The sequence below is a fragment of the Winogradskyella aurantiaca genome, from assembly GCF_003362725.1.
Taxonomy (GTDB): domain Bacteria; phylum Bacteroidota; class Bacteroidia; order Flavobacteriales; family Flavobacteriaceae; genus Winogradskyella_A; species Winogradskyella_A aurantiaca.
Genome location: NZ_QKTV01000009.1, coordinates 44,097 through 58,235 on the forward strand (window position 1 = coordinate 44,097; position 14,139 = coordinate 58,235).

The following is a 14,139-nucleotide window of genomic DNA, read 5'->3' on the forward strand; positions in this document are numbered from 1 at the left end:
TCTCAAATCAAATTATTATAACATGAAAAAAATTACTTTATTAATTACATTAACGCTAACCTTTATGTTAGTGGCTCAACCAGGGCCAAATGATGGGTTGTCATTTAATGGTGTTGATCAATTCTTTATCATGCCAGATTCTGACAATATTAATACGACAACAGTTCAGAATAGAACTATAGAAACCTATTTTAAAGTAACCGATGGTACTGATCGTCAGGTCTTTTACAAGGAAGGTGCACAGGTAAACACTATTAAGTTCTATGTTGAAAACGGTGAGCTGTATGTTGGTTCTTACCGAAACAATGGTGGAAATAACAAATCAATCTGGTTTAGAACTCCTGTTGCCAATAATACTTGGTATCATGTTGCTTTAGTATTGGACAATGCATCAAGATTACTATTTTATTTAAACGGACAACTTCAGGCAACTAATACCAATTATTTTGAATTGCCATTCCATCCTGGAAATTTTGAGATTGCAAGAACTCAAGGTCCAGCAAGATATCCTGATTGTGATACCTGGGGTACCAATGGAAACGTTGAAGAATGTTTAGGTGATGTTACCAATACAGATAATATTCAATTATTCTATGAAGGTAGAATTTATGGATTCAGAATCTGGGATGATGTAAGAACAGAGCAAGAAATTATGACAAACATGAATGTTCTTATTACTGATCCTACCTCTGATAGAGGTGAAGATTTGATTGCATTTATTGATGGTAATGTGATGGTGTTTAAGGATGATGATGGCGATTTTGACACTCAGGAATCTTCAGGAAATGTTCTTAGCCTTGAGGATTTTACACAAAGTGAGTTTAAGATTTACGTAGAAAATAACTTCTTAAATGTAGAGTCTACAGACGGGATTTTACCTGAAGGATTAGTTTTATATGATTTAATTGGGAAAGTAGCGGCTGAGAACACTAATACCACTCAATTGCCGGTAAGTGAATTATCAGATGGTGTTTATATTCTTAGAATTAACCATCAGGGAATGAGTGTGAGTAAGAAGGTTTTAATACAACGTAAGTATTAAATCTGAATTAAAGGTTATTAACTAACTGATAATCTTTAATTTAACAACATATTAAGAGGCGCATTGATACAACGATTTGTATCTTTGTGCCATCTTTTTAAAGACATTGTCTTGTACAAAGATTGATTAATAGCCAAAAGCTTCAACCGCAGGTTGAGGCTTTTCTGGTTTAGAGGTTTTTTGAAGCTTCGATTACTTTAGCTTTTAAGCTCTCTTTGTAGGCAATAATTCTATCCAGTACCTCTGCGTCAGAAGACCCAATTATCTGCGCTGCCAAGATCCCGGCATTTTTCGCTCCATCTAAGGCCACTGTGGCCACAGGGACACCTCCAGGCATTTGTAAGATCGATAAAACAGAGTCCCAACCATCAATTGAGTTGCGACTTTTAACAGGTACACCTATCACTGGTAAAGGGGATAAAGAAGCAATCATGCCGGGGAGATGAGCAGCACCACCAGCACCAGCGATTATTACTCTTAGTCCTCGTTGATGTGCATTTTTTCCATAATCAAACATCTTCTCGGGTGTTCTGTGCGCCGAGACAATATCAATTTCGGTCTGGATTCCTAATTCACTTAAAATATCAATTGCATCTTGCATCACCGGAAGGTCGCTATTGCTACCCATAATTATTCCAACCTTTGCCATTTATTATTTCTCTAATTATTACTGATTACACGAATGGTTCGTTTTACTTTTTCCGCCATTATTCGGGCTTTGTCCATGTCTTTGTTAACAATGGTTACATGGCCCATTTTTCTGAATGGTCTTGTCATTTGTTTTCCATAGATGTGTGGTGTCACACCATCTAGAGCCATAATTTCCTCAATATTTTCATAAACCACCGGGCCAGTATACCCTTCTTCTCCTACTAAATTAACCATAACTCCAGCAACTTTACTGTCTGCATTCCCTAGTGGTAAATTTAATATAGCCCTAATGTGTTGCTCAAATTGCGAGGTATAACTTCCTTCAATTGAATAATGTCCAGAATTATGAGGTCTTGGAGCAACTTCATTCACTAGAATCTCGTCGTCCTCAGTCTGAAACATTTCTACGGCTAATAAGCCTACATGTTCAAATGCAGCAGCAGTTTTTAAGGCTATCAATTCAGCTTTTCGTTGAATTTCAATGGGTATCCTAGCAGGGCAAATAACATACTCCACTTGGTTAGCTTCAGGGTGAAACTCCATTTCAACAGTTGGGTAGGTTTTTAAATGGCCATTGGCATTTCTAGCTACAATAACAGCAAGCTCGTTTTTAAAGGGAATCAATTCCTCAGTGATGCATTCTACATTTGGTAGGTCAATTAAATCTGTATAGCGACGTACTATCTTAACTCCCGTACCGTCGTAACCAAATTGAGCACTTTTCCATACAAATGGATAGGATAAGCCTCCATTTTCAACCGCTTCATCAATTTCTGAAGTATAAGCAAAACGGTTAAAATCAGCTGTTGGGATATTATGATCTCTATAAAACAGTTTCTGCTTTGCTTTATTCTGTATGGTTCTTAAAACCTTGGATTGTGGGTAGACTGTTTTTCCTTCTTTTTCTAATTGCTCAAGTGCATCAACATTGACATTTTCAATCTCAATGGTGATCATGTTCGCCTTTCTTCCAAAATCAAGCACTGTATCATAGTCCATTAAATCACCATTGTAAAACTCGTTACAAGCCAATCTAGAAGGGGCTTCCAGGGATGGGTCAATCACTAATGTGTAAATATCATACATTCTGGTATAATAAAGCATCATTTTACCCAGCTGCCCTCCACCTAAAATTCCAAGTTTAAAATCCGAAGAGAAATAATTCATTTCAGTAATTCTATAAGATGCAAAAGTAAGTGCATTTTATCTGTAAGGCAAAAATACACGATAGGAAAGCATACTTTAAAATATACCATCAAAAACGATAATTAATACTAGTATGATTATCTTTGCCCTTCTAATTTCTGCAATACAGATGATTAAGTTACATGATCTATATTTTAAACCGTTCATTAGTGCAGAGCAAATTGACGCTGCTGTAACAAGAATGGTGGATGAAATAGCTACTGATCTTGGTGATGAGGTTCCAGTATTTGTTGGGATCATGAATGGATCCTTCATGTTTGTTAGTGATTTCGTAAAGAAATATCCTAAACCATGTGAGGTTACCTTTATTAAATTGGCTTCCTATGCAGGACTTAAATCTACAGAAGATATCCAACGCCTGATAGGATTAACTCAAGATCTAACTGGACGAACAGTTGTGATTTTGGAGGACATTATTGATTCTGGAAATACACTTGCAGAGGTACACCGCATATTTAAAAATGAAAATGTAAAATCTCTGACCATTGCTACACTGTTTCATAAGCCAGAAGCCTATAAAAAGGACTTTAAATTGCATTATGTAGGGATAAACATCCCTAATAAATTTATTGTTGGCTATGGTTTAGACTACGAAGGTTTGGGAAGGGATTTACCAGAAGTATACCAGTTAAAAACAACACAACACATGACAAATATTGTCCTATTTGGCCCTCCAGGGGCTGGTAAAGGTACTCAAGCAAACTTTTTAAAAGAAAAATATAGTCTTGTACACATATCTACAGGAGATGTATTTAGATACAACATAAAAAATGAAACAGCACTTGGGATGTTAGCAAAGTCCTATATGGATAAAGGGCAATTAGTTCCAGATAAGGTGACGATTGATATGTTGAATAATGAGGTTGAGAAAAATGCCGATGCCAACGGATTTATCTTTGACGGTTTCCCTAGAACCAACGCACAGGCTGAAGCATTGGATAAACTTATGGATTCCAAAGATTCTCAAATTAACGCTATGGTAGCTCTTGAAGTTGAAGATGATATTCTTGTTGATCGTCTTTTAGAGCGTGGCAAAACTAGTGGCCGTTCTGATGATGCTGATAAGAGTATTATTCGTAATCGTATTAAAGAGTATTACGATAAGACAGCGATTTTAAAAGACTATTACACCAAGCAAGACAAGTACTTTGGTGTTGATGGTGTTGGTGATATCTCTGAAATCACCAATCGCCTTAGCACTGTAATAGATGCCTTATAAGCTTAATTAAAATATTAGAATTTGACCGAAGGCAATTTTGTTGATTATGTAAAGATGCATGTCACATCTGGTAATGGTGGCAAGGGCTCTGCACACCTGCATAGAGAAAAATACATTGCCAAGGGTGGGCCAGATGGAGGTGATGGTGGTCGTGGTGGTCATGTTATAATTAAAGGTAATGCCAATCTTTGGACCTTATTACATTTAAAGTATAAGCGACATTTAAAGGCTGGACATGGGGAGCATGGAGGTTCTTCCAGAAGTACTGGAGCGGATGGGTCTGATGTTTTTATTGAGGTGCCTTTAGGAACTGTTATAAAAGATACAGATTCTGGTAAAACCTTGTTTGAAATTACAGAAGACCAGGAAGAAAAAATTGTTGCCAAGGGTGGTCTTGGAGGTCGTGGTAATTGGCATTTTAAAAGCCCAACCAATCAAACTCCAAGGTACGCGCAGCCTGGAATCCCTGGAGAGGAAGTCAATGTAACCATTGAATTAAAAGTTTTAGCAGACGTAGGATTGGTTGGATTTCCTAATGCTGGGAAATCAACACTTCTGTCCGTCATAACCTCAGCCAAGCCAAAAATTGCTGACTACGAGTTCACAACTTTGAAACCTAATTTAGGGATTGTCAAATACAGAGATTATCAGTCTTTTGTGATGGCAGATATTCCCGGAATTATTGAAGGTGCTGCCGAGGGTAAAGGTCTTGGTCATTATTTTCTAAGGCATATTGAAAGAAATTCGGTATTATTATTCTTAATTCCTGCTGATGCTGATAATGTTGCTAAGCAATATCATATATTATTGAGTGAATTGCGTCGATATAATCCTGAGATGCTGGACAAAGAACGGTTTATAGTCATATCTAAATCGGACATGCTGGATGATGAACTCAAATCTGAGTTAACTGAAGAACTACATAAAGAACTCGGGTTGGAATTTATGTTTATTTCAAGTGTGGCACAACAAGGACTTGTAGAATTGAAAGATAAGCTTTGGTCGATGCTTAATGAGTAAAATGAGTTTTAAACAACGAATTAAGAGTATTGTTGAATATAATGACAACACCTTGAGTCATTACTTCGCCTACTTTATTCAGTTTCTCATAATTGTCTCTGTTATTACCTTCTCGTTTGAAACGCTTCCAAATATATCAGAAAGCACCAAGTTTTTGTTGCATATAATCGAAGTAGTTTGTGTCATAGTATTCACCATTGAATACCTGGCGCGTATTTATGTCGCTGATCATAAATTAAAGTTTGTATTCAGTTTTTTTGGCATCATTGATTTATTGGCGATACTTCCATTTTACCTCTCATTCGGTGTTGATTTAAGATCTCTAAGACTTATGCGTCTGTTTAGGTTGTTCAGATTGCTTAAGCTTGTGCGGTATAATAAGGCGATGCGTCATTTTACTGAGGCTATGCTTTTGGCAAAGGAGCAGATAATTTTATTTATGGGCGTAACCTTAATACTTATATATTTCTCAGCAGTGGGTATTTATTACTTTGAAAATGAGGCGCAGCCAGATCATTTTTCTTCTGTTTTTGATAGTCTTTGGTGGTCTATTGTAACCTTAACAACGGTTGGTTATGGGGATGTTTATCCAATTACTGTTGGCGGTAAAGTGTTTACATTTTTTATTCTTCTTATAGGATTAGGAATTGTTGCCATTCCAACCGGTATTATTTCCTCATCACTAACTAAAACCATCGAAGATAAATCTCACGAGAAGCGTTAAAGAACAAAATTCTATCCTCATTTTTCTTAATTTTAAAGAAAAGTATGGTGGTGAAAAACGGTGTTAGCTTCTTAGTATTTCTGTTTGTTTTAAGTTGTGGTCCAGCGATTAACTATGACTATGATAGAAACGCGGATTTCGGTGCGTATAAGACCTATCTCTATTACAGCGATATTCAATCAGGATTAAGTACCTTGGATGAGCGACGCTTATTGAGAGCTCTTGACAGCCAGCTAAAAGTTATGGGCTATACCAAATCTTCTAAGCCCGACTTTATAATTAATATTAGTGGAAATGCCTATGAAACCAACAATACGTCAAGTGTTGGGCTTGGAGTTGGAGGTACCGGGGGTAATACTTCTGGTAGTATTGGTGTTAGTGTTCCTATAAATAACTATAAAACTTATGATGAATTGGTGATTGAATTTGTAGATGAGAAAAAGGAGACTACAATTTGGTTGGCTGATGTTAATGTTGTTGTTCCTAACTCAGAGACTCCTGAAAATCGCGATGCCTATTTCCAAAACCTTGTGAATAAGATACTTAGTAATTATCCACCTAAAAAAAAGAAGTGACAGCTTTCCTTAGGAACTAAAGTTCGATAGAATTGTAATTTGAATTAAAATTAACGACTAGATACACATAACTACTTTTTTATGAGATACCTACTTTTATTCATTTTTTCTACTATACTCATAAATGTTGTCAACAGTCAAAGTTTGACCTTAGAAGTGGATGGTCTGTTTCAAAAAAGAGAGTATGATACTGCGGCGAAAATTTTAAATGAGTATTTAAAAACGCGACCAGAAGATAAAGAAGCTTATGAATTATTAGGGGATGCCTATGGGTATCAACGTGCATGGGATGCGGCAATAGAAATTTATTCAAGTCTGGTAAGCCAATATCCTGAAGATGCTGATTTATATTACAAATTGGGTGGTTCTTTGGGGCTAAAGGCCCAATCTGTTAATAAATTAAAAGCCATCACTTATGTTGGAGATATTAAAGAGGCATTAAAAGAGGCCATACGTATAGATCCAAATCACATTGAGGCGCACTGGGCTCTCATAGAATTGTATATCGCCTTACCTGGAATTCTAGGAGGTAGCAATAAAAAAGCACTTGATTATGCTACCAAATTAATGGACGTTTCTGCGGTGGATTGTTATTTGGCCAAGGGATATATTTATGAGTACGACGATGAACCAGAGCTGGCTGAATTCAATTATTTAAGGGCTGTGGAGGTTGGTGGCTCCGTGGTCTGTTACAGGGAGCTTTCAGAGTTTTACCAAGAGGAAAACCAACCTGATAAAGCCATTAAAACCCTAGAAGAAGCTCAAGAATTACACCATAGAAATGCCTTGCATTATCAAATTGGTAAGGTATCTGCAGATTATAAGGTAGACCTTGACAAAGGATTGATTTGCCTTAATACCTATATAAAGAACTATACATCAAAGGACGGAGTTCCAATTGAATGGGCTTATTACCGTTGTGCCCAGATCTATCGCCATCAGAATAACAAAGAAGAGGCCTTGCAACACATTGATCGTGCCTTGTCCTTGCGTGCGGATTTCCCTCAGGCGCTCCAAGAAAGGAAACGAATCCAGAATTTATAACTATTAGATAATCAGTTGAGAATGGTAGAATTAATCTGCTAAATAACTGTTAATTATTTTAAATTAATAGTAATACTATTATATTTGCAATTAAATATTTTAGAAATGATAAAATTGCTATCAAATTTAAAAATTGCAGTACCAGACAAGATTTATATCAAAGATCCAGAGTCTTCTGATCTTGGTAAGCGCATTATTCAGCACAGTATAGTACTTATAGATGAGTTAGGCTTCGATAGTTTTACCTTTAAAAAATTGGGAGCTAAAATTGGTTCCAATGAGAGCTCTATTTACCGCTATTTTGAGAGTAAACACAAGTTGTTATTGTATTTGACATCTTGGTATTGGGCATGGATCGAGTACCATCTGGTATTCGCAACTTTTAATGTATCGGACCCCGAGTTGCAACTATCAAAAGCCATTGAAATTATATCCAAGAATGTTGAAGAAGATCAGGCCTTTTCCCATATTAATGAGGTAGCTCTTAACCGAATTATTATTAATGAATATTCAAAATCTTATCTCACTAAGGAGGTAGATAGTGAGAATAAAGAAGGATACTTTGTTGTTTATAAACGACTGGTAACTAGACTTAAAGATATGATTCTGATAATCAACTCTAATTATAAGTACCCTGCTAGTTTGGCGAGCACCATCATTGAAGGGTCACTGCATCAGCACTATCTCAAAGATCATTTCAGGTCCATTACGGACTGTTCAGAAACAACAACCCCGGCCGAGTACTTTACACATTTGGTCTTATCAACCTTAAAACAAACTACACATGACAAATAAACCACTTTTAACCCCTTGGCAGAGGTTTATTGGATTGCTGCGATTAGAAAAAAAGGACCTGTTACAGGTGATTTACTATGCCGTTTTCTCAGGGTTAATTAGTTTAACATTACCCCTAGGAATCCAAGCCATTATAAATCTTATTCAAGGAGCACAGGTAAGTACCTCCTGGATCGTGTTGGTTATATTGGTGACCATTGGTGTAGCATTTGTGGGAATACTTCAACTAATGCAGATGCGCATTATTGAAACGGTTCAGCAGCGTGTTTTTATGCGTGCCTCATTCGAGTTTACATATAGGTTTCCAAAGATTAAAATGGATGAATTGCGCAATTACTACCCGCCGGAGTTGGCCAATAGATTTTTTGACGTATTAACAGTTCAGAAGGGACTTGATAAATTGTTAATAGATGTTCCAGCAGCGGTTTTACAAATTGTATTTGCATTGATTCTATTGTCCTTTTACCATCCGTTTTTTATTGCTTTTGGATTACTATTAGTCATTCTAATCTATGTGGTCTTTAAGTTTACTATCGAGCGCGGTATGCAGACGAGTTTAATGGAATCTAAGAAAAAGTATATGGTGGCACATTGGATTCAAGAAGTTGCCAGGGCCATTACCAGTTTTAAAGTGTCTGGACGCACCTCATTAGCAGTGGATAAAAACGATAGATTGGTTGATGGATATCTTATTGCAAGAGAATCGCACTTTAGAATTCTAGTCTTACAGTTCATTCAAATGATTGGATTTAAAGTTCTTGTAACAGGAGGGCTATTAATTATTGGTGGCTTACTTGTGCTATCTCAGGAAATGAATATTGGGCAATTTGTCGCCGCAGAGATCATCATTTTATTGGTAATATCTTCAGTTGAAAAATTAATTCTCGGACTGGAATCCTTTTATGATGTTTTAACCTCATTAGAGAAAATGGGACAGGTTGTCGACAAACAAATTGAAGATCAAGAAGGTAATGAAGTCCGCAGTATTGATGATTTTAAAATTGAATTGGATCATATTGCTTATGAAGTACCCAATAGGTCTCTTCATATTTTAAAGGATATCAACTTAACCATAACTCCTAAGAGTCGGATCTTAATTCAAGGCGAGAGTGGTTCTGGGAAGTCCAGTTTATTGAGAATGATATCTGGAATTATCGAGCCCACATCAGGTCGTATTTATGTGAATGATCAGGCCTTAGATAATTTAAAGATTAATTCTTACAGAGCTCAGCTGGGAATGTCATTAGTGGATGAAACACCCTTTGAAGGAAGTATTCGTGAGAACATCACATTAGGAGACAAAAATATAACTGATGATCAGATATATGAAGTTATAGAACTAGTTGGACTATTGGAATATATGAGAGAGTCTGAAAAAGGCTTGGATACCATCATTTATCCCGAAGGCCGTCAGATGTCCTTTACAGTAGCGAAGAAAATTATTCTAGCCAGAGCCATTATTGTAAAACCTAAAGCTTTGATTTTAGAAGAGCCGCTTGAGCATTTTGAGAAATATGAGGTTAAAAGGATTATTGACAGGTTAACTGATCCTAAGCATCCATGGTCACTTATTGTAGTGAGTTTTAATAATGAGTGGGTTGATAAGTGTACACAAGTAATTCAACTTAAAAAAGGTGTAATTGTTTAAAGAATAGAATCATGCTAAACATTTCAAATAATCCTTTAAATAAAAAAGTAGATCTCACAAAATACAGATCTGCAGGTCATGTATTTGGAAAACAATATTATAAGTATTTCAACCGATTCTTAACTGGTTTTGCCTTGACTGCTTTTATTATCTTGTTTTTCCCATGGACGCAGAATATTACTGGTAGAGGGGAGGTCACTACCTTAACTCCAGACCAACGACCACAGACAATACAATCTCCTATTCCCGGAAGAATTGTTGCCTGGCATGTACGTGAAGGTAATTTGGTAAAGAAGGGTGATACTATTATGGAGATTGCCGAAGTTAAAAGTGAGTATTTTGATCCTCAATTGGTAGAGAGAACTGGTCAGATGAGAGATGCAAAAGCCTTTTCTGCAAAGTCTTATGAGCAAAAGGTGAAGGCTAAAGAGGTTCAGATTGAGGCCCTTAAAAAAGAGCGAGTTTTAAAGCTCAAGCAGGCTAGAAACAAATTATACCAATCAAAACTTAAGGTGCAAGAAGATAGTATTAATCTAGAGGCCGCTAAGACGAATATGCGCATTGCTACGACAAGATTTGATCGTGCTCAGGAGCTAGAAAACGATGGAATTATATCCTTAAAAGATTTTGAGGAAGCCAGACTAAAGTTTCAGGAAAATGAAGCTAAACTCATTTCGCAGAAAGCCAAACTGGCGGCAAGTCAGAATGAAGTTATCAATGCAGAGGTAAATATTTCATCAACAGATGCTTCATACATCGATAAGATTTCAAAGGCAGAGAGTGAGAAGTTTGCAGCGATGTCTGGCCAACTAGATACAGAGGCGCAGGTGACCAAATTAGACAATGAAGTATCTAACTATCAAATTCGAAATAGTTTATTGTTTATAACCGCTCCGCTTGATGGCTATATAAATAAAGCCCTTAGAGGAGGTATTGGTGTCACATTTAAGGAAGGAGAGGAATTGGTGGGAATTATGCCTGCACAAGTTGATTTGGCGGTCGAAACTTATGTAGATCCAATTGATTTACCATTAATGCATTTAGGTGAAAAAGTAAGAATTCAGTTTGATGGTTGGCCAGCAATTATTTTTAGAGGTTGGCCAAATGTGTCCTATGGAACTTATGGTGGGGAAGTTGTTGCTGTTGAGAACTTTATAAGTTCAAATGGTAAGTTCAGAATTCTTTTAAAACCAGATCCAGATGATCACCCATGGCCGCAAGAAATTAGAGCTGGTTCAGGTGCCTTTACTATGGCATTATTAGAGGATGTTCCAATTTGGTTTGAAATTTGGAGGCAGTTAAATGGGTTTCCTCCAAATTACTACCAACCTATAGATTCTGGTAAAACCGCTAAAAAGTAAGCCATGAGATCTTACCTAAAATACATACTGTGTCTTCTTGTCATTCAGGTAGGAAGTAGTCAGGTAGAATTGCCGCTGGATAGTCTCAATAAGATTTTTCGATTTGATGAATATCTGGGATATGTCAAACGTTTTCATCCAGTTGTAAAACAAGCACAATTAGTTATAGATGAAAGTCAGGCGAATCTAATGCGATCAAGAGGTGCATTTGACCCAAAAATAGAGGTTGATTATGACCGTAAGAAGTTTAAGAATACAGAGTACTATGACAAACTCAATGCTACCTTTAAAATACCGACATGGTATGGTATTGAATTGAAAGGTAATTTTGAAGATAATAGGGGAGATTTTTTAAATCCCGAGAACGATACTTCAGCGGAAGGTTTGTATAGTGCAGGGGTATCCTTTTCCTTAGCCCAAGGCCTATTAATCAACAAGCGAATGGCCCAATTGAAGCAAGCTAAACTATTTAGAGAGCAGGCCAAGGCGGATAGAGATTTGTTGGTCAATAACATTTTGTATGAAGCTTCATTGGCCTATTTTAAGTGGTTGCAAGCGTATAAAGAGAATCAATTGTTTCAACGCTTTCTAGTTAATGCTGAACAACGTTTTCAGGGAATAAAACGAGGGGCAGAAACTGGGCAGTTTGCCGCTATTGATTCTGTGGAAGCCAGAATAGCGGTTAATGACAGAGTATTAAAGGCAGAACAAACTCGAATCAAATTTGTTAAGGCTAGCTTTGAGTTGACCAATTACTTGTGGTTTGATGGTAATATTCCAATAGAATTACAGCCAGGTGTAATTCCTGATTTGGAAACTGAAACGGTAGTTGATGATACATTTAATTTATCATCTTTTGAACCAGACAGCTTGTTGTTAGATGCGCACCCTAAACTTTTGTCATTAGATTATAAGTTGCAAAATTTGCAGGTAGATCGTCAACTAAAGTCCAATATGCTCTTACCTAGGATTGATCTTGAGTACAATTTTTTAAATGAAAGAAACAACTCAATTGATGCCTTTACAACTTCAAATTATAAAGCCGCAGTTAATTTTAGTTTTCCTTTATTTTTAAGAAAAGAACGAGGTGAGTTGAACTTGGCTAAGTTGAAAATTAGAGATGCTGAATTTGAAATTGACGCCACACGAATTACCCTTGGAAACAAGATTGAAGCTATAAGACAGGAGCTAGCTTCTTTTATTGTGCAAAATGATGTAACAGAACAAATGGTATCTGATTATGAGCGAATGCTACGTGCAGAAATAAGAAAATTTGATATAGGAGAGAGTTCCTTGTTTCTTGTGAACTCACGTGAGTCCAGTCTTATTAATAGTCAATTAAAGGCCATTGAACTTCAAAACAAGTACTTTTCTACAAAGGCAAAATTATTTAATAGTTTGGCTCTAAATCCTGATTTTTTATACTAGGTATATTCCATAAAAATACCATCAGTTCTCTCAAAACTTAATGTATTTTTACTGTAGAATATATTTGGTATGAATATCCATTTCATAGCTATTGGTGGTGCTGCTATGCACAACCTGGCAATTGCGTTGCACAATAAAGGTTATAACATCACAGGAAGTGATGACACGATTTTTGACCCATCAAAATCAAGGTTGGAAACAATTGGCTTATTGCCCCAAGAATATGGCTGGTTTCCAGATAAAATAACAGAGGAATTAGATGCTATTATCCTAGGAATGCATGCCAAGGTCGATAATCCTGAATTATTGAGAGCTCAGGAATTAGGTCTTAAAGTGTATAGTTACCCTGAATTTCTTTATGAGCAATCTAAGGATAAAACTAGGGTTGTTATTGGTGGTAGTCATGGAAAGACTACAATTACGGCTATGATTTTACATGTTATGAATTATCATGACCGAGAGGTGGATTATATGGTGGGTGCCCAACTAGAAGGGTTTGACGTTATGGTAAAACTAACAGACGATAACGATTTTATAGTTCTAGAAGGGGATGAGTACTTGAGTTCTCCAATTGATAGACGTCCTAAATTTCATTTATACAAGCCTAACATTGCCTTGCTAAGTGGGATTGCCTGGGATCACATCAATGTCTTTCCAACCTATGAAAATTATGTGAAGCAGTTTGAGATATTCCTTGATTCTATAGTTAGAGGTGGAAGTATTAATTATAACTCAGAGGATCCGAAGGTCGCTAGAATTGTAGAAGCTACCGAAAACCAAATTAGAAAGTTGCCCTACGAAACTCCTGAGTATTATGTCGAAGAAGGAACAACTATGTTAGAAACAGAAGATGGCCCCATGCCTATTGAACTTTTTGGGCGACACAATCTTAATAATTTGGCTGGAGCCAAATGGATTTGTCAACATATGGGAGTTGATGAAGAAGATTTCTATGAGGCTATAAGCACATTTAAAGGTGCTAGTAAGCGTCTCGAAAAAATTGCAGAGAATTCAAATTCAGTTGCCTTTAAAGATTTTGCACATTCACCAAGTAAGGTAAAAGCAACCACAAAAGCTGTAAAATCTCAGTATCCAGATCGCCAATTGTTAGCTTGTTTGGAACTACACACATATAGTAGTCTTAATGCAAAATTTCTAAAAGAATATGAAGGGGCTCTAAATGCAGCTGATATTGCCGTAGTTTTTTATTCTCCACATGCAGTTAAAATTAAGAAGCTTGACGAAGTCTCTGAATCTCAAATTTCAGAAGCATTTAATAGGAATGATTTGAAAATATTCACCAATCCAGAATTGTTTAAATTCTTTTTGTTAGAGCAAAATTTTAGAAATAAATCCTTGTTATTAATGAGTTCAGGTAACTACGGTGGTTTGGATATCGAAGAACTTAAAAAATTCTATTAGACAA

The 14,139-nt window shown here is 36.4% G+C and carries 13 protein-coding genes; 11 read left to right on the forward strand and 2 right to left on the reverse strand.

Going from position 1 to position 14,139, the window contains the following annotated elements; genetic code table 11:
* Positions 1–22 precede the first annotated feature (22 nt).
* A complete protein-coding gene (locus DN064_RS13440; protein ID WP_115463181.1) occupies positions 23–1,042 on the forward strand; it encodes a LamG-like jellyroll fold domain-containing protein in 1,020 nt (339 codons plus the stop codon).
* Positions 1,043–1,211: 169 nt separating this feature from the next.
* Here the strand turns inward: DN064_RS13440 and purE are convergent, their stop codons facing one another.
* Positions 1,212–1,691: a 5-(carboxyamino)imidazole ribonucleotide mutase gene (gene purE, locus DN064_RS13445; RefSeq protein ID WP_115463182.1), complete on the reverse strand. Its 480-nt coding sequence runs from the start codon at positions 1,689–1,691 to the stop codon at positions 1,212–1,214.
* 11 nt (positions 1,692–1,702) lie between these two features.
* Positions 1,703–2,860 (reverse strand): 5-(carboxyamino)imidazole ribonucleotide synthase, encoded by a 1,158-nt coding sequence (locus DN064_RS13450; protein ID WP_115463183.1) that lies wholly within the window; start codon positions 2,858–2,860, stop codon positions 1,703–1,705.
* 148 nt (positions 2,861–3,008) lie between these two features.
* On the opposite strand from DN064_RS13450, the gene DN064_RS13455 reads away from it, so the two are divergent.
* From DN064_RS13455 to DN064_RS13500, 10 genes are all read left to right on the forward strand, one after another.
* Positions 3,009–4,118 carry an adenylate kinase gene (locus DN064_RS13455; protein ID WP_115463184.1) on the forward strand — a complete coding sequence of 370 codons (1,110 nt, stop codon included), beginning with the start codon at positions 3,009–3,011 and terminating at the stop codon, positions 4,116–4,118.
* A gap of 21 nt (positions 4,119–4,139) precedes the next feature.
* Positions 4,140–5,138, forward strand: coding sequence for a GTPase ObgE (obgE, locus tag DN064_RS13460; RefSeq protein ID WP_115463185.1), 999 nt, complete (start codon positions 4,140–4,142; stop codon positions 5,136–5,138).
* 1 nt (position 5,139) lies between these two features.
* On the forward strand, positions 5,140–5,862 hold the full coding sequence (locus DN064_RS13465) for an ion transporter (RefSeq protein WP_198659450.1): 723 nt from the start codon (positions 5,140–5,142) through the stop codon (positions 5,860–5,862).
* Positions 5,863–5,906: 44 nt separating this feature from the next.
* On the forward strand, positions 5,907–6,437 hold the full coding sequence (locus DN064_RS13470) for a DUF4136 domain-containing protein (RefSeq protein ID WP_115463187.1): 531 nt from the start codon (positions 5,907–5,909) through the stop codon (positions 6,435–6,437).
* An 81-nt stretch (positions 6,438–6,518) separates the two neighbouring features.
* Complete coding sequence (locus tag DN064_RS13475; RefSeq protein WP_115463188.1) at positions 6,519–7,481, forward strand: tetratricopeptide repeat protein; 963 nt, start codon at positions 6,519–6,521, stop codon at positions 7,479–7,481.
* Positions 7,482–7,586: 105 nt separating this feature from the next.
* Positions 7,587–8,276, forward strand: a complete 690-nt coding sequence (locus tag DN064_RS13480) for a TetR/AcrR family transcriptional regulator (protein ID WP_115463189.1) — start codon at positions 7,587–7,589, stop codon at positions 8,274–8,276.
* Positions 8,266–9,924: a peptidase domain-containing ABC transporter gene (locus DN064_RS13485; protein ID WP_115463190.1), complete on the forward strand. Its 1,659-nt coding sequence runs from the start codon at positions 8,266–8,268 to the stop codon at positions 9,922–9,924. The genes DN064_RS13480 and DN064_RS13485 overlap by 11 nt, the downstream gene beginning before the upstream one ends.
* Before the next feature lie 11 nt (positions 9,925–9,935).
* Positions 9,936–11,285: an HlyD family secretion protein gene (locus tag DN064_RS13490; protein WP_115463191.1), complete on the forward strand. Its 1,350-nt coding sequence runs from the start codon at positions 9,936–9,938 to the stop codon at positions 11,283–11,285.
* A 3-nt stretch (positions 11,286–11,288) separates the two neighbouring features.
* Positions 11,289–12,713, forward strand: a complete 1,425-nt coding sequence (locus DN064_RS13495; RefSeq protein WP_115463192.1) for a TolC family protein — start codon at positions 11,289–11,291, stop codon at positions 12,711–12,713.
* Positions 12,714–12,782: 69 nt separating this feature from the next.
* Positions 12,783–14,135: a UDP-N-acetylmuramate--L-alanine ligase gene (locus DN064_RS13500; protein ID WP_115463193.1), complete on the forward strand. Its 1,353-nt coding sequence runs from the start codon at positions 12,783–12,785 to the stop codon at positions 14,133–14,135.
* Positions 14,136–14,139 lie beyond the last annotated feature (4 nt).